The sequence below is a fragment of the Macellibacteroides fermentans genome, from assembly GCF_013409575.1.
Classification (GTDB): Bacteria; Bacteroidota; Bacteroidia; order Bacteroidales; family Tannerellaceae; genus Macellibacteroides; species Macellibacteroides fermentans.
This window is the reverse complement of the sequence record NZ_JACCCY010000002.1, coordinates 626,844-646,550: the sequence shown is the minus strand read 5'-3', so window position 1 is coordinate 646,550 and position 19,707 is coordinate 626,844. Positions and strand designations below refer to the sequence as shown.

Genomic DNA, 19,707 nt, shown 5'->3' with positions numbered 1-19,707 from the left:
ATATTCGTAAAAAAGCTACTTTTTCAGTGCCCTCGGAAATGTCCCTCCTCTTTTTTATTTATAAAACGAATAATCAGATGCAACCTTTATTCGCGATAATGACAGCAACCCGGCAGAGCATCGTATACGGCTTTATCGGCTTTATGCAACGAGGTATCGTGTCCAACTTTCGCAATGGCTTTACTTACTGCTTGTAACGATGTTTTAGTCGTATCAATCTGGAGTTTGAGCACTTTCGTTTCCTGGTTCCATACAGCTTCTGTAACCCCTGCAACTCCTTTGGCCGTTGTTTCAATACGTTCTTTACACATGCCGCAACTGCCTTTTACCTCCAGGGTAAAGGATTTAGTCTTATTGCTTTCAGACATACCATGCATGTGCGCAGAAGAATGATTTGTTTGCGGTACAGTATTCTGTGCCGGCATTACATGACCTTCGTGACCGGTTACAGGTTTTGCCTCCACCGGATTCATCATACTGCGTTTGCCTTCCAACTGTGCGCTGGCATCAATAGAGAAGACACCATTGGTTACAACCTCTTCTCCTTCGTTAAGTCCTGCCAGTACAACATACGATCCTCCAAGAGAAGGTCCCAGGTCTATTTCACGTAAAAGGAATGCAGGAACATTTACGTTGGGTTGCTTCACGTAAACAACCGATCGCTTACCGGTCCACAGCACAGCCGACTGGGGTATCACCAGCTGGTTATCGTGTCCGCGCAACGAAGCCTCCAATTGAGCTGTTGCGTACATTTCGGGTTTAAACTCCATCCCCGGATTACCGGTTTCCACCCTCACCCGTGCTGTACGCGTTGTTGGATCAATCATCGGATCAATAAATGCAACAATACCTGTAAATGTTCGTCCCGGCAGAGCCTGTAAGGTAAAAGAAATCTTATCTCCTTTTTTAATAAACGGCAGATCGGCTTCGTATGCATCGAACAATGCCCACACCTTGGATAAATTGGCTATATCAAAAAGTACGCCTCCCTGCGAGACATAGTCGCCGGTGTTTACACGCTTTGTCATCACCACACCACTTACATTTGCTTTGATGGCTACCGTTGAGGATGGTTTACCCGACTTTTCTATCGCTGCAATCTGTTCTGGTGTAAGCTTCCAATAGGCAAGTTTCTCGCGTGCTGCAGTAACCAGCATAGGCTGTTGCATCCGGATAGCTTCAAGAAGCTCTTGCTGTGCATTGAATAGTTCCGGCGAATAAAGTGTAGCCAGCGTCTGTCCCTTTTGAACAGTCTGTCCGGTAAAAGCGACATTCAACGTTTCAATACGTCCGGATACATGGGCTGTTTGCGACTGCAGACTTCGCTCGTCCGGAGCTATTTTCCCATATAAACGCATGGTCTTTACAGGATTGCCTCTGCTTACACGAGTTGTCTGCACATTAGCTAAGGCAATAGCCTCCTCCGATAGTTGAATAGCATTGGGATCGACCGCTTCGCCCCCTTCTCCTCCCCCCTTACGAAGAGGAATAAGATCCATGGCGCATAACGGACATTTTCCGGGTTTGTCTTGTTTAATTTGAGGATGCATTGAGCAAGTCCAAATTTCAGATTCTGCCTCACCAGCAGCATGTTCATGATCATGTGTAGACGCCTGATTGGACTGGTTTGGGCTAAAAAATGCCCATCCCAATAAAAAACCGCCCAGAATAAGAGCTGTATACCGAACTGCTTTCAGTTTTATAATATCTTTAATCGTTTTCATTCCAATATATTTATTTTATTATTTTACAGAAAATGCCTGATAGTTTGGAATACGTTATTCCAATGACCGTGCTATAAGTTTCTCTATCCCCGCCACCCGGGTGTTATAATCGGCCACCGCCTCACTCTTCTTGAGCCGGTAATCAAGCAACTGCCTTTCCACCCCGATTACATCGGTAAGGGTAGCCGAGCCGGCCGAAAACTCGCGTGTAATAAGATGATACGTTGATAACGAAAGCTGATATTGTTTTTCGTATAACGTAATCTTACGGGATGCCTCCTCCAACTGCTGCTTTAACGCACTGTAATCGGACATCATTATATTCAGGATGTCTGCATATTTCAATTCGCTGGCCTGTCGATAATAAGCGCTTTCACGTTGTTGTGCGTTGTATTTTTTACGGAAGATAGGTATGGATATTTTGACCATCGGCATAATCATATCTTTACCGTTCATACTGTTCATGGGTACAGCTGTATTCATGTCAGACGATCCTGATGAAGTTTTTCCGAGTATGGAGTATTGCAGGCCTATACCAAACATCGGATAACTCATCTTTTTATCCATCTCCGCCTTAGCTTTATAGGCTCTTTTCTCTGCATCGATCATGGATAACATCGGATTTGAAAACAGACTGTCTGTTACTGCCTGGTCCGTATACATATAAGTCCTCTGAATCAATGTATCGGGTACCGCTACAGGCAATTGCTGATTGCGGTTAAGCAATGCATTAAAAGCTGCTTCGGCTGCTATCCGATTGGAATGAATCGTTTGCAAAGCATTTTCCAATTCGGAAATTTCAAGTTGTATACGCAATACATCAGACAATCCGCCAGTTGCTCCATTACTTCCCATGGATGCCATAGGCGCCATTGTACCTCCGGAAACAGGCTGTGTCGTTGATACCGTACCTACATTTGAAGAGGTGGCCATACCACTCATTCCCGACATTCCTGAAGAGGCGGCCGAAACATTCTGGCCGGCAGATACTACCGGTTGGCGTACAGTTACTCCGGCAGAGCTTCCCGGAGCAGAGAAACGACGGATTGCCAACTGCTCCAATTGCTTTAATAATTCGATGTTAGCTGCCGTATTTTTATACTGTTCATTCAGGTTACATAACTGATACCACTGACTTTTGACGCTATAATAAAGATTATTCTGGCTGTCTCTGAATTCCTCGTACTTCATACGCGCCATCTCTGCCGCCTCTGTACGGGCCGCCTTTTGAGTACCGAACCAGGGAAACATCTGCATCAGTGTGAGATCGGCTTTTTGTTTTCCCATAAGGGTTTCCATTGGTTCCAGAAAATAACCTATCTCAAGCTCCGGATCAGCATAAGCACCCGCTTGGGGTATACGCTCTAACGAAGCTTTATACCCGGCAAACGCGGCCTTTACCTGCGGATTGTTTTGTGCTGCCATACGTAAATAGTAGGTAAGGCTATCGGTTTCGGATGCATAGATTGTTATTGAAGAAAACCAGAGTGCAATCCACATCAGACTGTATTTTATTATTTTATTCTTCATATTCTGTCTCCTTCGTTGTTTGTAATTCATTCTGTTTTTTTTCCTTTCTCTGTTCTCGTTTCAATACCCCCTCACGCCACCAACATTGTAATACGGGTACAACAAACATGGTCATGGATTGAATCAACATACCACCGAAAGTGGGGATAGACATAGGCACCATGATATCTGCACCTTTGCCAGCAGAAGTTAACACAGGTAACAGGGCAATCAGTGTTGAAGCCGTAGTCATAGCTGCAGGGCGAACCCTTTTATTACCTGCAAATACTACTGCCTCGCGAATGGCAATCCTGGTTTTTGGATTTCGCTCCACAAATACATCATGAATGTATGTCCCCATCAACACCCCATCATCGGTCGCAATACCAAACAGAGCTATAAATCCAACCCATACGGCTACACTTAGGTTTATAGGATGCATCTGGAAGAGGTCGCGCATATTTATGTTATTCAACGAGAAATTCATGAACCAATCTTGTCCGTAAAGCCATAAAAAGATAAACCCTCCGGCAAATGCTACAAATACTCCCGAAAAATGAATAAAAGAAGCTGTTACAGTACGGAATTGGAAATAAAGGATCATCAAGATAGAAAGAAGCGCAATAGGGATAACAATCATTAAACGTTTAGTTGCACGCTCCTGTTGTTCATAATTTCCGGCAAATTTATAAGAAACCCCTTTGGCCAGTTTTAACTCGCCGTTTGCTATCTTATCTTCCAGTATCCTGGATGCCTCTTTTACTACATCGACTTCGGCTTTGCCTGCCAACTTATCAAAGATTACATATCCTAATAAAAAGGTATTTTCACTTTGAATCATTTGTGCTCCACGTTCGTAGCTGATATCGGCCAGCTCCTCCAAAGGAACCTGAACGCCCGTAGCCGTGGGAATCAACAACTTGGCAAGTGCTTCCGGACTGTCTCGTAATTCGCGGGCATAACGAAGTCTGACCGGGAATCGTTCCCTTCCTTCTACAGTGGAGGTTAGTACCATACCTCCAACGGCGGCACCCAGCACCTCCTGCATATCAGATACATTAACTCCATATCTGGCCATATTGCTACGGTTCAACTCAATTTCTAGGTAAGGCGCACCTACCGCCCGATCATAAAATACGGACGAAGGGATGACTGAAGGAACCTCTTTCAAGGCTTGCTCAAGGGCCTTTCCTCCTTCTTCGATTGATTCAAGATCAGGACCATATACTTTTATACCCATTGGCGCACGCATTCCGGTCGACAACATCACCTGTCGTGCTTCGATAGGTTGCAGTTTGGGTGCGGATGTTAGTCCGGGAAGGTGGGTCACATTCACAATCTCTTGCCAGATATCATTGCTACTCTTAATTTCAGGACGCCATTGGCGCAGGTAATCACCGTAGCGATCGGCAATCAGGCTGTCAGCAGGTATTATCCTGAATCCGTCGGCAGGATTATAGACACCTCCTCCTTTAAGTAAGAACTCTCCCTTGCTGTTCACTTTAAAACGCATACGATGACCGTCGCTATCCAGGATATATTCGGGACGGTAGTTTATCGTATTCTCGAACATCTGCACAGGAGCAGGATCCAGAGCTGAATTTACACGACCCCATTTCCCTACAGCGACATCCACTTCCGGTATTGCAGCTAACCTGCGATCTAAAGTTTCAATCAATTTTAAGTTTTGCTCCACACCCGTATGTGGCATGCTGGTAGGCATCAGGAGAAATGATCCTTCATTCAGACTGGGCATAAACTCTTGTCCGATTCCGGGAAATGTTTCTGAAGCACTTGTCCACAAAGAGGTTTGACGAACAGTTTTCCACCCCACTCCTTCTGCTCCAGTTGCCAGAAAACCAAAGGTTTTATCAAAACCCAACCAAATTAGTAGCCCGAAGAGTATGGTGAACAATGGGATAGACATGAATTTCCATCTATTTTCGAGACACCATCTTAATATCCTTTCATAAAAATGGACCAGCAGAGCAAATACGAACATTATAACGGCTACACTACCGGCTACAAACAGAATATTGGGAGTAATTCCATTTTCGGGTCCCATGGGCAACCAACCCTCTGACAAATAATAAAGGGTTATCAATAATGTAATACCAATATTGATATAGGTTGAAATCTTTGGATTTTTCCATCTGTAAGCCAATAAATTATTGAACCCAACGGCTGTAAGTCCCAAAGCCGGCACACTTCCATATATGATCAGAAGTACTACACCTGCTGTTATAAGTAAGTAATTTAAGCCCTTTCGCAGCAATGCAGAATTTGAACGGATCGAAAACAGGAAATACGTAAGTGTAGGCAATACCACTACACCCAGTATAAACGCAGAAGCAAGGGCAAATGTCTTGGTAAATGCCAACGGATGAAACATTTTTCCCTCCTGGGCTTCCATGGCAAATACAGGTATAAAGCTGATAACCGTTGTAAGCATACCTGTAAGCACTGCTCCGGAAACTTCACCGATAGCCTTATGAATAAGGTTTACAAAAGGCTTGCCTTTGTTGATACCCTTATTTTCGGGCATTTCCATATGTCTGATTACATTTTCAACGAACACAACACCTATATCTACCATAACTCCAATAGCGATTGCGATTCCGGACAAAGCTACAATGTTCGCATCTACTCCCACATTCCGCATGATAATAAAGGTAGATAACACCGCCAACGGAAGCATGCTTGCAATTATGAAAGAGGCACGTAGATTAAAAATCAGGACGATTATAACGATGATACAGATCAAAACCTCCTCTGTGAGAGCCGATTCCAACGTACCGATTGTCTCTTTAATCAATCCTGTACGATCGTAAAAGGGAACAACTGTAACTTTGGATACGGTTCCGTCTTCCAGCACTTTCTGCGGCATCCCTGCATCCATTTCTTCAATCTTTGCTTTTACATTATCTATAACCTTTAATGGATTAGAGCCGTAACGGGCAACAACTACCCCGCCAACTGCCTCTACCCCCTCCTTATCTAAACCACCTCGACGCGTTGCAGGTCCGAGATTTACAAATGCAACATCCTTGATGCGTACAGGCACCCCGTTTCGTACAGTAACAACAGCCTCCTCAAGATCGGCTACCTTTTTGATATAACCCAGACCACGGATCAGGTATTCAGCCTGATTTATTTCAACAGTCTCAGCTCCGATGTCAAGATTGCTTTTTTGTACTGCATTCATCACATCCATAACGGACACATTGAACGAACGCATGGCATCGGGGTTAAGTTCCACCTGATACTCTCTTACGAATCCTCCTGCTGAAGCGACTTCCGAAACACCTTCGGCGGCCGACAGAGAATACTTGACATAAAAGTCCTGGATTGTTCGAAGCTCTTCGGCATCCCAACCTCCGGTAGGTTTACCGGTCTTAGGATCGCGCCCTTCCAACGTATACCAAAATATCTGTCCAAGGGCCGTGGCATCCGGACCTAATGCAGGTTGCACATCAGCAGGTAATGTTCCGGGAGGTAAGGAATTCAATTTTTCCAACACCCTCGAACGGCTCCAGTAAAACTCTACATCATCATTAAATATGATGTAGATAAAAGACATCCCGAACATGGAAGTGCTTCGAATCGTTTTTACTCCGGGAATACCCAGTAAAGACGTAGTAAGAGGATAGGTTATCTGATCCTGGATATCTTTCGGAGAACGCCCCATCCATTCGGTAGCAACAATCTGCTGGTTGTCTCCGATATCAGGAATGGCATCTACCGGCACAGGATCGCGAGGTAAAAAACCTCCGTCACCCCAACTGAAAGGAGCTGTTGAGATACCCCAACCAATCAATGCAACCAAGAGCAATGATGTGATAACTCTGTTTTCCAAAAAATAACGAATAATTTTATTAATCATAGTGCAGTTACTTTAAGGGGTAATTTACTAGTTGTGAATCTATTGTACCGGACAATATTGTTTTCAAAAGCCGGAAGTTGTATATTTTCCGGAATATCATTAATGTATTTATATTGTTTGTTTTCATACACATTGTACAAATGTTAATTTTGAATTCTTCTACTGATATACTTATTGAAGTACTTATTAAAATAAGCCTACATTTCCGCTTCTAAAAAATCAAAATAAATGTAATGACCAGCTATCAAAGGAATAGTAGTTTCTTTTAGAAAAAGAAAAACTTTACATTTGTTTTAAAATCAGAATGAAAACAGACTTAAAGTATCAGTATTGAATTAAATCAACCATGTACAGTTGCGAATGAACAGAGGAGGCCTGTCCAAGCCGGGAGGATAAAATGAGAATTGGGAAACTGATTCCGATGATACTTCCTTTGCTAATAGTAAACTCTGCATATCGTAAAGCACAGCCACCACATACATAAAGGATGAATTCAATGAAATTCTTTCTGTGAGATTCTGGTCGATAGAAATACGCATAGCTTTGACCTCATCAGAGCAACAACCATCTTTGGATTCATCCGTTCCGCAATTTGAGCAAGAGTCATGCTGATCAGTCATAACTAAACTGACCTCAGCCAGTTTATTCATGCAATAATGATAATTGATGGCTACCCCAGTAGAAACACCAATATACAGAAGGATCAATATGAATGCTAAAAATCTTCTCACAAAAAGATCATTATTTTTGTTCAATTGCAAATTAACAGTTTATTTTTTGAATTGTCAACCTAAGGAAATCAAATTTCTGTTAATATTGATAGAACAATCTATTTAAACCGTTTGTTTTGACACTAACTTCCGATTGAATTGAAAATAATCTTTATTTTTGTACTTTTTGAATCTTATCAACATATATACAGATGAAAAATTCAGCTCTACTTCTATTCTTAATATTGTTTACTACAAACGTAGGCAATGCACAAAACGACTTTTCATCCTATTTTGAAAAGAGAACCCTGCGTATTGATTTTTCACTAACGGGAAATGACTCGATTCAGCAGGCTGCTGTACAACAACTGCGGGAAGAACCTGTTTGGGGCGGTCCGGTTAAAAATATGGAAGACCCATTTGGTTACGGAGGATATTATATCAATGTATATGATCTTGCTTCCGGGAAAAAGATATATTCACGTGGATTCAATACGTTGTTTGAGGAATGGAGAACAACCGACCAAGCTAAAGTGGAGACTCAATCATGGAACAACAGTGTATCGGTTCCATTTCCCAAAAAGCCGGTACGAATTGAATTATGCGCCAGGGATAAGTCAGATATGGAATTTCATCCGATTATGACTCAAACGATTGATCCCAAAAGCATATTTATCGACCGCAGTCCTCTGAAAAAGAATAAGATTGTTAAAATTCAGGATAAAGGTGATTCTGCAGAAAAGGTAGATCTTGTATTCCTTGCCGAAGGTTATACAATGGAGGAATTAGAAAAATTTGAATCCGACGCCCGACGTTTCACTAAAACACTGTTTGATACGCCACCCTTCGGAAAATTCAAATCAGATTTTAATGTATGGGCTGTTTGCATTCCGTCTGAGGAGAGTGGCATGGATGTTTCGGGCGACAGTATCTGGAAAAATACGGCTTTGAATTCGGGTTATTACACATTCGGTATCGATCGCTATCTTACATCGCAAGATATGAAACCGATTAGGGATGCGGTATGGAATGTACCCTGCGACGCGATATTTATCCTTGTGAACTCCGACACCTATGGAGGGGGGGGCATGTATAATTTTTATGCCATGAGTACGGCTCATAATGAACTTACCTCGGTTGTATTTGTACATGAATTCGGCCATAGTTTTGCAGGGTTAGCCGATGAGTACTTTGATTCGGAAGTTGCATACAACGATTTCTACAACCTTAAGTATGAGCCTTGGGAGCCAAACATCACCACATTGGTGAATTTTGAAAGTAAATGGAAAGATCTGCTTCCTAAAAAAACGCCTGTTCCAACTCCTTTAAATGAAACATTCAAGGAACAGATAGGGGTTTTTGAAGGTGGAGGATATCTTTCAAAAGGAATCTATCGCCCTATGAATAATTGTATGATGCGTAATTATCACCCCTTTTGTCCTGCATGCCAGAGAGGTATCACGCAAATGATAAATTTCCTGACAGACAGGCCTGTTAAATAAGAATATCTTATTAAATAAGCTGTACTGGCATTTTTAATAAGCAAAAATCACTACATTTGTACCAAATTTACTAGAATTACATGAAGGTGAAAAGAAAGCCTCTATTATATTTTATTGCAATTGCTGCGCTTCTTTTTTGTGGACCGGAAATACAGGCAAAAGATAAATTTGTTTTGGTTATTGACGCCGGACACGGAGGGAAAGATCCCGGTGCCCAGGGGTCTCGAATCGACGAGAAAGAAATCAATCTGGGGGTAGCTCTTAAAGTTGGAGAATTGATTGAGTCCAATCATAACGATGTTAAAGTTATCTATACCCGAAAAACGGATCGTTTTATTGAATTGGATGAGCGGGCAGAAATTGCCAACCGTGCAAAAGCGGATTTGTTTATGTCAATTCACACCAATGCGGTAAAACGGGGCAATTATGTAAAAGGCACAGAAACTTTTACTTTAGGTTTGGCACGAACTGATGAGAATCTGCAGGTGGCAATGCGTGAAAACTCCGCGATCCTACTGGAAGATAATTATTTACAAAAGTATGAAGGATTCGACCCTAATTCGTCCGAATCTTACATTATTTTTGAGTTTATGCAAAACAAGCATATGGAACAGAGCATAGGCCTTGCCTCTGAGATCCAAAAAGCATTCACTTCTGCCAATCGGGTGGATCGTGGCGTGCGGCAAGCCGGACTTCTGGTTCTTCGGAAGACCAGCATGCCCAGTGTTCTTGTTGAGTTAGGATTTATTTCCAATAAAGAAGAGGAACGTTATATGAGCTCCAGCGAAGGACAGAATCAACTGGCAAGATCTCTGTATAACGCTTTTACAAAATACAAAAGAGAATACGATCGTAAACAAGGTGCTTTATCTAATGGAGCTGTTACCAATGCCAGGCCGGTTGAACTTACAGAATCAACCCCACAGGAGACGCCTGCAGAAAGAGAAAATATCACAGTAAATAAAGCAGATAAATCGGAAAGAAATACTTCCGGCAAACTGATTTACAAAATTCAAATACTGACCTCCGACAAAAAGCTAAGTGAATCTTCGAGGCTTTTTAAGGGATATAAAAACATCGATTCTTACAAGGAAGGTGGTTTGATTAAATACACTTATGGTGAAACAACCAGTTTTGAAGAAATAAAGAAATTGCGACGTAAAGTGGCAAAGGATTTTAAGGATGCTTTTATCATCGCGTTCAAAGATGGCAAAAAGGTTAAATACTAATGAGATACATAATTGAGAATATAAATAATTCATAATATTAAAGAATGAAAAACGTATTTACGAAAGAAGCGAAAATAGGATTAGCCACCATTGTAAGTCTGGCTCTACTCTATTTCGGAGTAAATTACCTTAAGGGTATAAATCTGTTCCAACCCGTTAATCATTATTATGTAACTTTCGACAATGTGAAGGATGTTACCATTTCTAGCCCTGTTTATGTGGAAGGTTTTAAGGTTGGGTTGGTTCGGGACATAATCTACGACTATTCAACTACAGATAAAGTAACCGTAGAGATCAGTCTGGAAGAGAAAATGAGAATTAACAAAGGCAGTTATATCGCCATTGTAAAAAGCATGCTGAGTGGAGGTGAATTACACATTCATTTAAATAAATATGTAACGGATTACCTTACTCCCGGAGATACGTTGGAGGGACATATGTCTGATGACATTATGGGGACCGTTCAAGATAAATTACTTCCTCAGGTGGTAGATCTTATTCCCAAAATCGATTCTATCCTTGTTGGATTGAATACCATTGTTAATCATCCGGCACTAAACCAGTCTTTAAATCAAATTGAACGGACCACCGGTAATCTGGAAGCCTCTACACGTCAGCTTAACAGTCTTTTAAGCAAAGACGTGCCGGTAATTGTATCCGATCTTAAAATGATAACATCCAATTTTGCAGAGATGAGTACAGAAATGAAGGGACTGGATCTCGAAACAACTGTGAATTCGATGAATGCAACGCTTGGAAATTTAAAACTTACAACAGAGAAATTAAACTCATCAGACAATAGCCTTGGACTTTTATTAAACGACAAAGCATTGTATGAAAACCTGAACAGTACGGCAGACAATGCATCGAAATTACTTATTGATCTTAAACAAAATCCAAAACGATACGTTCATTTTTCAGTGTTCTAAAACATACGATTTCAGAGTTATTATGTTAATGTAATTTAGAATACATCTAATTAACTATTTTTTAATTTCTCTGGGATACAGCATCAAAAAAAGCCTTACAAAAAGGACTTACCTCCTTATTTTAAGGCTTTTTGCTTTTCCCGAGTCTTTTACCTCGCAGGGCTGAAATGCTTTTGTAACAAAGGATTTAAATCCCCTTTTTTTATAAAAATCAGATTATCAACCCAATAACAGTAACTCCCTGAAACTAAAAGGGATATTGAATATTCAAATTAACCAAACAAATTCACACTTTTTTTATTGGAATTATTTTATAAACTTTGTACTCATTAAGAATAAAGTTATAGTTGAGAGAATAAAATAAAATGCAAACTGATCATCAATTATTGTGGAATAAATGCCTTGCTGTCATTAAAGACAATGTCCCCGAGGCCGCTTTTAACACATGGTTTAGACCAATTATCCCGTTGTCGTATGATGATAGGAAATTCACCATTCAGGTTCCCAGCCAGTTCTTTTACGAGTATCTGGAAGAGAAGTATGTGAATGTCCTTAAACTTACATTATACAGGGTAATAGGGCAAGGTACAATCTTGAACTATCGTGTCATGGTAGACAAGAGTACCGGGGGAACAGTTGATTATCCTGCAGAAGAGGGATCTGTAGCAGTAAAAAAAGTAGCTCCTCAGGGTGCCAACAAAGCTCCTAATCCTTTTGTGCAAACAGCTCCTCAGGATTTAGATCCTCAGCTTAATCCAAAATACAGCTTTGATAATTACTTTGAAGGGACAAGTAATAAGCTGGTACGTACAGCTGGTGAAGCAGTTGCCCAGAACCCCGGAAAAACAACTTTTAATCCGTTGTTTATTTTTGGTCCGTCTGGCGTTGGAAAAACTCATTTATGCCATGCTATCGGCACACGCATACGGGAAGTCCATCCTTCCAAGAAGGTACTATATGTATCATCCCACTTATTCAGAGTGCAATTTACGGATGCAATCCGTAAAAACACAATAAATGATTTCCTGAATTTCTATCAAAACATTGACGTGTTGATTCTGGATGATATTCAGGAGATGATTGGACTTGATAAAACTCAGAATACTTTTTTCCATATTTTCAACCACCTTCATCAGTTAGGGAAACAGCTTATTCTAACTTCGGATAAAGCACCGGTTGACTTACAAGGAATGGAAGAGCGTTTGATTACACGTTTAAAGTGGGGTCTTACAGCAGAATTATGTCGTCCGGATTTAGATTTAAGAAAAAAGATTTTGAAAAACAAAATCAATCATGACGGTATTGTTATTCCAGATGAAGTATTCAACTTCATTGCTACCAATGTAACCGAAAATGTACGTGATCTGGAAGGTATTTTAGTTTCTTTAATGGCTAACGCAGTTATCAATAATAAGGAAATTGACCTCCCATTAACTAAAAGAGTGGTTAGTCAAGCTGTTCGCCTGGAGAAAAAACAATTATCAGTTCAGACAATACAGGAAACTGTTTGTAAATTTTTCAATCTAGAACTCTCGGCCATACAAACACGTTCTCGGAAACGTGAAGTTGTACAAGCCAGACAGATTACGATGTTCCTGTCTAAAAAATATACAGACAGCTCATTTGCCCACATTGGTAAGATTGTAGGAAAAAAAGACCATGCAACAGTACTACATGCATGCAAAACAATTAAAGACCAAATTGAAACTTGTAAGACATTTCGTTCTACCGTTGAACAGATTGAAGTACAGCTCAAAAATTAAATTTCTTCCGTTAAATAACAGAAAAGGATGCTTTTGTATACAAAAGCATCCTTTTCTGTTTTGGAAAACCTACAAAAAACAAGGTTTTATTTTTTGGAAAACTTTTCATCTTCTCAAATTTTGTAAACAAATGAATATCAAGATATTAAAATTTATTTTTGGAAATTATCTATTTTCATCCGTTTTTTAACGTATAACATTTGGTCAAGTTGCAAAGTATTATTAAACTTGCAACTGTAATAAAAACTATTAGCTGTGGACAACAAAACATACACCTTTGACGAAGCATTTAAAGCTTCAAAAGAATATTTCGCAGGCGACGAATTAGCCGCCAAGGTATGGGTAAACAAATATGCCCTTAAAGATGCCTTCGGAAATATCTTCGAAAAAACTCCGACCGATATGCACCATCGCCTCGCTGGTGAAATTGCGAGAATTGAAAAAAAATACCCCAACCCTCTTTCCGAACAGGAATTGTTCGAGCTTTTTGACCATTTCCGTTACATCGTTCCACAAGGAAGTCCGATGACTGGTATTGGAAACAATCATCAGATTGCTTCGTTATCCAACTGCTTTGTAATTGGAATGGATGGGAAAGCCGACTCCTATGGAGCTATTATCCGCATTGATGAAGAACAAGTGCAGCTAATGAAACGACGTGGTGGTGTAGGTCATGACCTATCTCACATCCGGCCAAAAGGTTCTCCGGTAAAGAACTCTGCACTTACCTCTACCGGATTGGTACCTTTCATGGAAAGATACTCAAATTCAACCAGAGAAGTTGCACAAGATGGCCGCCGAGGAGCATTGATGCTTAGCGTATCAATAAAACACCCCGACTCAGAATCGTTCATTGATGCAAAGATGACCGAAGGAAAGGTTACCGGAGCCAATGTTTCGGTGAAATTGGACGACGACTTCATGAAGGCTGTCGTTAACAAAACCACCTATAAACAACAATACCCCGTTGATTCGGCAAATCCAACAACAGTAAAAGAGATTGACGCAGCCACTCTCTGGCAAAAGATTATACACAATGCATGGAAATCGGCTGAACCAGGAGTACTTTTCTGGGATACTATTATCCGAGAATCTGTACCTGATTCGTATGCTGACCTTGGGTTTCAGACGATTTCAACAAATCCTTGTGGAGAAATTCCATTGTGTCCATATGATAGCTGCCGTTTACTGGCTTTGAACTTATACTCCTATGTAGTGAAACCGTTTACTAAAGAGGCTTATTTTGACTATGAACTGTTTGTAAAGCATGTACGTCTTGCCCAACGCATCATGGACGATATAATTGATCTTGAAAGTGAAAAGATCGAAAAGATCCTTGCAAAAATAGACTCAGACCCAGAAACAAATGAGGTAAAACAAACCGAACGTCATTTGTGGGAGAAGATACAGAAAAAAACATTGCAGGGAAGACGTACCGGTGTGGGTATTACTGCCGAAGGAGATATGATTGCTGCACTTGGATTACGCTATGGAACTGATGAAGCTACAGACATGGCTGAGAACATCCAGCGTACCTTGGCCATTGAAGCTTATCGATCATCAGTATACATGGCAAAAGAAAGGGGTGCCTTTGAAATATATGATACCAAAAGAGAAGAAAAAAATCCGTTTATCAACAGATTGCGTGAAGCAGATCCCAGTCTCTACGAAGATATGGTTAAATACGGACGTCGTAACATTGCTTGTTTAACCATAGCTCCTACAGGAACAACCAGCCTGATGACCCAAACTACATCAGGTATTGAGCCTGTGTTCCTTCCTGTGTATAAACGAAGACGCAAGGTAAATCCTAATGATACCGATGCTCGTGTAGACTTTGTTGATGAAACCGGTGACGCATACGAAGAGTATATTGTATTCCATCATAACTTTGTTACATGGATGCAGGCTAATGGATATTCTGTAACCAAGAGATACTCTTCGGAAGAAATAGATGAACTTGTCGCTAAATCTCCTTACTATAAAGCAACATCAAACGATGTTGACTGGTTACAAAAAGTAAGAATGCAGGGACGAATCCAGAAATGGGTAGATCACTCGATCAGCGTTACCATAAATCTCCCTGCAGATGTAAATGAAGAATTGGTAGATAAACTATATATTGAAGCTTGGAAAAGCGGATGCAAGGGATGTACAGTTTACCGTGACGGTTCTCGTTCCGGAGTACTTGTCTCAACTCAGAAAACCAAGAAAAAAGAAGATGCAAACTGCATGGAGCCTCCAGTGATAGTAGCTAAACGCCCTCGTGAGCTGGAAGCAGATGTTGTTAAATTCCAGAACAACAAAGAAAAATGGATAGCCTTCGTAGGACTCCTTAATGGAAAACCTTATGAAATATTCACTGGTCTAGCAGATGATGAAGAGGGAATCATGCTTCCTAAAAACGTAACAAAGGGAACTATAATCAAGAGTTACGACGAAGACGGGAATAAACATTATGATTTCCAGTTCAAGAATAAGCGTGGCTACAAAATGACTATCGAAGGTTTGGATGGTAAGTTTGATCCCGAATTTTGGAATTACGCTAAACTTATCTCCGGAGTTTTAAGATATGGTATGCCCATCGATCAGGCCATCAAATTGGTACAGGGACTTGAACTTAACAACGAGTCAATCAATACATGGAAAAATGGCGTGGAAAGAGCGTTAAAGAAATACCTGCCTAACGGAACAGAAGCGAAAGGCCAGAAGTGTCCAAATTGCGGACATGAAACCTTGATCTATCAGGAAGGATGCCTTATCTGTACCAATTGCGGAGCATCAAGATGCGGATAATAAAAACGAACTATAATTATTCTAAAAAATGCGGGGATATTTCTCCGCATTTTTTATACCTTCGTATCCATTACTATATTTGATACATATGAAAGTAACCTTTATAATAAACTTCCACACCGTTTGGGGACAAAAGTTGTACGTTGTCGGATCTATACCGGCTTTAGGATCCTGGGATCCGGTGTTTGCAAAAGAAATGGTTTATACTGATGGTGGGAACTGGCAATTGACACTTGATTTACCAGAAGATACCGAATATGTTGAATATAGGTATTTTATAAGTGTAAACGAAAAGAGAATTTTTGAAGAATGGGAGAAAAACCATAGAATCAGTTTCGACAAGGAGTTTTCAAAATACTCTTTGTATGATTACTGGCAAGTAAGACCAGCCAATCTTGCCTTTTATACCTCTGCGTTTACTCACAGTCTTTTTGCACATCCCTGCAACACTCATGAACGTATTGTTAAAAGCGATAAAAAAATTTCCATCAAAGTTGGTGCTCCTCGTATAGAAAAACATCAATCAGTCGCTATTACCGGAAATCAACCTTGTTTAGGTGATTGGAATCCCGACAAAGCTCTCAAACTAAGCTGTGACACCTTTCCTGAATGGCACATTGACCTTGATGCTTCAGAACTACATAATCCGCTTGAATATAAATTTATCCTATATGATAATAACTCACGAAGTATTGTAAGTTGGGAAGGTGGTGAAAACAGGGTACTCGACCTTCCACCACAGGCCAATGGAGAAGCGGTAGTTATATCCGGATTGTATTATCGAGACGTACAACCTTTATGGCGTGGAGCAGGCACAGTTATACCCGTTTTCTCTCTCCGTTCAGAGAACAGTTTTGGCACTGGCGACTTGTTTGATCTGCGTCTCTTGATAGACTGGGCAAGGAAAACCGGACAATGCATCATTCAGACCCTCCCCATGAATGATACCACGATGACACATACTTGGGTGGACTCCTATCCATACAGTGCCATATCTATATTTGCGCTTCATCCAATGTATATCAGTCTAAACTGGTTGGGTGAGCTTAAAGATAAAAAGAAAGCCGATTTTTATGCAGAGATACAACACAATCTGAATGCAAAAGAGGCTGTAGACTATGAGTTGGTTGTAAAATACAAAACGGCTTATTGTCGCGACTACTTCGAGCAAGAAGGTCTTCAGTGTATTGAAAACGAGGCGTTCAATACTTTCTATACACAAAATGAATCCTGGCTGCTCCCATACGCAGCTTATTGCTATCTACGGGATAAAAATGGCACTCCCGAATTTAGTCAATGGGGTAAATTCGCCAATTATGACAAAGGTGCAATTCAGGCTCTTTGTGCCAAAAACAGTGAAGCATATCCAGAAATAGCATTTAGCTATTTCCTGCAGTTTGTCCTACATACCCAATTTAGTTCGGTAAGTGAATATGCCCGTAAAAACGGTATTGTGCTAAAAGGAGACATTCCCATCGGAGTGAACAGAAACAGTGTGGAAACGTGGACAGAGCCGAAGTATTTCAATATGAATGGACAGGCTGGAGCACCACCTGACGACTTCTCTGCCAATGGACAGAACTGGATGTTCCCCACATATAACTGGGAAGAGATGGAAAAAGACGGCTATGCCTGGTGGAAAAAACGTTTTCGTAAAATGTCCGACTATTTCGATGCCTTCCGTATCGATCATATCCTCGGCTTCTTTCGGATTTGGGAGATACCACTGGATTTTATCCAGGGATTGTGCGGTCATTTCAATCCAGCATTACCCTTCTCCAGAAACGAGATTGAGCAGTATGGGCTTACCTTCAATGAAGCCCGCTTTACGACACCGCATATTCATCAAAAATTCTTAACCGAATTATTTGATGAACTTACATCGGAAGTAAAAGGCTCATTCCTTGCCCAATCTTCATCCAATCATTATGTGCTGAAACCATTTTGCAATACACAGCGTAAAATCGAAAAGTTGTTCGAAGGCAAAGAAGATCTAAAATCTCAACGCATTAAAGAGGGCCTTTTTGCCATAGCAAATGAGATGCTTTTCTTGCCTGATCCGCATAACGAACTGTTGTTTCACCCCCGCATATCCGCAATGAACTCGTTCATTTATAAAGAACTTTCGGAAAGCGAACGGTATGCATTCGATCAATTATACTGGCACTTCTTCTATCGCCGGCATACTGAATATTGGAAATTACAAGCCTATAAGCATTTAGTACCATTAGTTGCCTGTACCGACATGCTGGTTTGTGGAGAAGATTTGGGTATGATACCAGATTCTGTACCCGAAGTGATGAAAAAGCTTCAGATTTTAAGTCTGGAGATAGAACGTATGCCCAAAACATCTCATAGAGAGTTTTCAGATCTGTTGTCGTTACCCTATAACTCCGTTTGTACAACATCTACTCACGATATGACACCGATCCGAAATTGGTGGAAAGAAGATCCGGATAAAACCCAGCGATATTTCAACCAGGTATTATTAAGAGTTGGAGTAGCTCCAGACGAATGCAGGGAAGATTTAGCAAGACAGATTATATCCAATCATCTTGAAACACAATCCATGCTCACCATTCTGCCACTTCAAGATTGGTTTGCAATAGATGATTCCATAAAACGAAGCGATATAGAGTCCGAACGAATTAACGTGCCAGCGAACTCCAGACATTACTGGCAGTATCGTATGCACATTAATCTGGAGGAATTGATAAAGGCTGATTCTTTAAATGAAAAGATATCCTTCCTGATTAGAAAAAGCGGTAGGCATTGAGATGAAGAAAATTAAATACGTTCTATTCTATATTCTATAGAAAAAATATTCAGCAAATAAATCGTGCGGAGAGCTTACTCTTCGCACGACATAATACATTTACCGTTAAAACGCGCATTGGGCTCAATCTCGATTGATCGGATACAGATATCACCTGCTATCCGGGCAGTCGATTTTAGTACCAGCTTGCCATTCACTTTTACACAACCGGCTATTTCGCCCATTATCTCCGCATTTTCGGCAGTAACATTGCCTAAAACAGAACCTTTAGGACCTATCACTATTTTCCCGCCACAAAGAATATCACCTTCCACCTTACCATCAAGACGAAAATCAGTATCAGCCATTACATTCCCTTTTATTGCAGAACCTGACGACAATACATTATGCAGTCCGCCAGCAGGAGTTTCCTCCTTATGTTTTAGATTCATCATATCCTATTTCTTTTGTGAAGAGACAAATATAGACTTTTTTTGTCAGATATGTTTAAATTCATTACTTTTACCTCTAATTTAAAACAATATGACAACACAAATTGAATTAAGGGAAATGATATTCCACGCTTATCACGGAGTTCTTCAACAAGAAAAGCTGGTTGGAAATACTTTTGTCGTCAATTTATTACTTACAGCAGACCTTTCCAATGCCATTCAAAGTGATCGGTTAGAAGATACCATTGATTATAGTCAGCTATTCGGTCTGGTAAAAGATGAAATGAGTATACCTTCCCAACTCCTTGAGCATGTAGCTGGCAGGATAGTTCACTCTATAAAAGAGAAATATCCAATCGTAAAAGAGATAACGCTAAAGCTTTCCAAACTCAATCCTCCATTCTCGGGAGAGGTACACAGCGCATCAATAATTCTTAACGAAAAGTTCCGTTGAT

12 protein-coding genes are annotated in these 19,707 nt (G+C 40.6%); 7 read left to right on the top strand and 5 right to left on the bottom strand.

Features of this window, described 5'->3' with window-relative positions:
- Positions 1-86 precede the first annotated feature (86 nt).
- From F5613_RS07670 to F5613_RS07655, 4 genes are all read right to left on the bottom strand, one after another.
- Complete coding sequence (locus tag F5613_RS07670) at positions 87-1,724, bottom strand: efflux RND transporter periplasmic adaptor subunit (protein WP_179399308.1); 1,638 nt, start codon at positions 1,722-1,724, stop codon at positions 87-89.
- A gap of 54 nt (positions 1,725-1,778) precedes the next feature.
- A complete protein-coding gene (locus tag F5613_RS07665; protein WP_394353456.1) occupies positions 1,779-3,224 on the bottom strand; it encodes a TolC family protein in 1,446 nt (481 codons plus the stop codon).
- Positions 3,225-3,243: 19 nt separating this feature from the next.
- On the bottom strand, positions 3,244-7,116 hold the full coding sequence (locus tag F5613_RS07660; protein WP_179399306.1) for an efflux RND transporter permease subunit: 3,873 nt from the start codon (positions 7,114-7,116) through the stop codon (positions 3,244-3,246).
- Positions 7,117-7,451: 335 nt separating this feature from the next.
- Positions 7,452-7,847, bottom strand: coding sequence for an HYC_CC_PP family protein (locus F5613_RS07655; protein WP_455639430.1), 396 nt, complete (start codon positions 7,845-7,847; stop codon positions 7,452-7,454).
- A 191-nt stretch (positions 7,848-8,038) separates the two neighbouring features.
- On the opposite strand from F5613_RS07655, the gene F5613_RS07650 reads away from it, so the two are divergent.
- The 6 genes from F5613_RS07650 to F5613_RS07625 all read left to right on the top strand — a co-directional run bounded on the left by F5613_RS07650 (position 8,039) and on the right by F5613_RS07625 (position 18,821).
- Entirely contained in the window at positions 8,039-9,328 is a 1,290-nt protein-coding gene (locus F5613_RS07650; protein WP_179399304.1) for a M64 family metallopeptidase, read from the top strand.
- 80 nt (positions 9,329-9,408) lie between these two features.
- Positions 9,409-10,557, top strand: coding sequence for an N-acetylmuramoyl-L-alanine amidase family protein (locus F5613_RS07645; protein ID WP_079681900.1), 1,149 nt, complete (start codon positions 9,409-9,411; stop codon positions 10,555-10,557).
- A gap of 44 nt (positions 10,558-10,601) precedes the next feature.
- Positions 10,602-11,486 carry an MlaD family protein gene (locus F5613_RS07640; RefSeq protein ID WP_079681899.1) on the top strand — a complete coding sequence of 295 codons (885 nt, stop codon included), beginning with the start codon at positions 10,602-10,604 and terminating at the stop codon, positions 11,484-11,486.
- A gap of 365 nt (positions 11,487-11,851) precedes the next feature.
- Positions 11,852-13,249, top strand: coding sequence for a chromosomal replication initiator protein DnaA (gene dnaA / locus F5613_RS07635; protein WP_079681898.1), 1,398 nt, complete (start codon positions 11,852-11,854; stop codon positions 13,247-13,249).
- A gap of 255 nt (positions 13,250-13,504) precedes the next feature.
- The gene (locus F5613_RS07630) at positions 13,505-16,045 is read left to right on the top strand and encodes an adenosylcobalamin-dependent ribonucleoside-diphosphate reductase (RefSeq protein ID WP_079681897.1); all 2,541 of its coding nucleotides are present in this window, start codon (positions 13,505-13,507) and stop codon (positions 16,043-16,045) included.
- An 88-nt stretch (positions 16,046-16,133) separates the two neighbouring features.
- Positions 16,134-18,821, top strand: coding sequence for a 4-alpha-glucanotransferase (locus F5613_RS07625; RefSeq protein ID WP_179399303.1), 2,688 nt, complete (start codon positions 16,134-16,136; stop codon positions 18,819-18,821).
- Positions 18,822-18,895: 74 nt separating this feature from the next.
- Here the strand turns inward: F5613_RS07625 and F5613_RS07620 are convergent, their stop codons facing one another.
- Positions 18,896-19,252: a bactofilin family protein gene (locus F5613_RS07620; protein ID WP_079681895.1), complete on the bottom strand. Its 357-nt coding sequence runs from the start codon at positions 19,250-19,252 to the stop codon at positions 18,896-18,898.
- Between the two features lie 91 nt (positions 19,253-19,343).
- On the opposite strand from F5613_RS07620, the gene folB reads away from it, so the two are divergent.
- Positions 19,344-19,706 carry a dihydroneopterin aldolase gene (gene folB / locus F5613_RS07615; protein ID WP_079681894.1) on the top strand — a complete coding sequence of 121 codons (363 nt, stop codon included), beginning with the start codon at positions 19,344-19,346 and terminating at the stop codon, positions 19,704-19,706.
- Position 19,707 lies beyond the last annotated feature (1 nt).

Excerpts from the sequence above, each read along its gene's own strand:
- F5613_RS07670 (WP_179399308.1), bottom strand. The coding sequence starts at position 1,724 with ATGAAAACGATTAAAGATATTATAAAACTGAAAGCAGTTCGGTATACA.
- F5613_RS07665 (WP_394353456.1), bottom strand. The coding sequence starts at position 3,224 with ATGTGGATTGCACTCTGGTTTTCTTCAATAACAATCTATGCATCCGAA.
- F5613_RS07660 (WP_179399306.1), bottom strand. The coding sequence starts at position 7,116 with ATGATTAATAAAATTATTCGTTATTTTTTGGAAAACAGAGTTATCACA.
- F5613_RS07650 (WP_179399304.1), top strand. The coding sequence starts at position 8,039 with ATGAAAAATTCAGCTCTACTTCTATTCTTAATATTGTTTACTACAAAC.
- F5613_RS07645 (WP_079681900.1), top strand. The coding sequence starts at position 9,409 with ATGAAGGTGAAAAGAAAGCCTCTATTATATTTTATTGCAATTGCTGCG.
- F5613_RS07640 (WP_079681899.1), top strand. The coding sequence starts at position 10,602 with ATGAAAAACGTATTTACGAAAGAAGCGAAAATAGGATTAGCCACCATT.
- dnaA (WP_079681898.1), top strand. The coding sequence starts at position 11,852 with ATGCAAACTGATCATCAATTATTGTGGAATAAATGCCTTGCTGTCATT.
- F5613_RS07625 (WP_179399303.1), top strand. The coding sequence starts at position 16,134 with ATGAAAGTAACCTTTATAATAAACTTCCACACCGTTTGGGGACAAAAG.
- F5613_RS07620 (WP_079681895.1), bottom strand. The coding sequence starts at position 19,252 with ATGAATCTAAAACATAAGGAGGAAACTCCTGCTGGCGGACTGCATAAT.
- folB (WP_079681894.1), top strand. The coding sequence starts at position 19,344 with ATGACAACACAAATTGAATTAAGGGAAATGATATTCCACGCTTATCAC.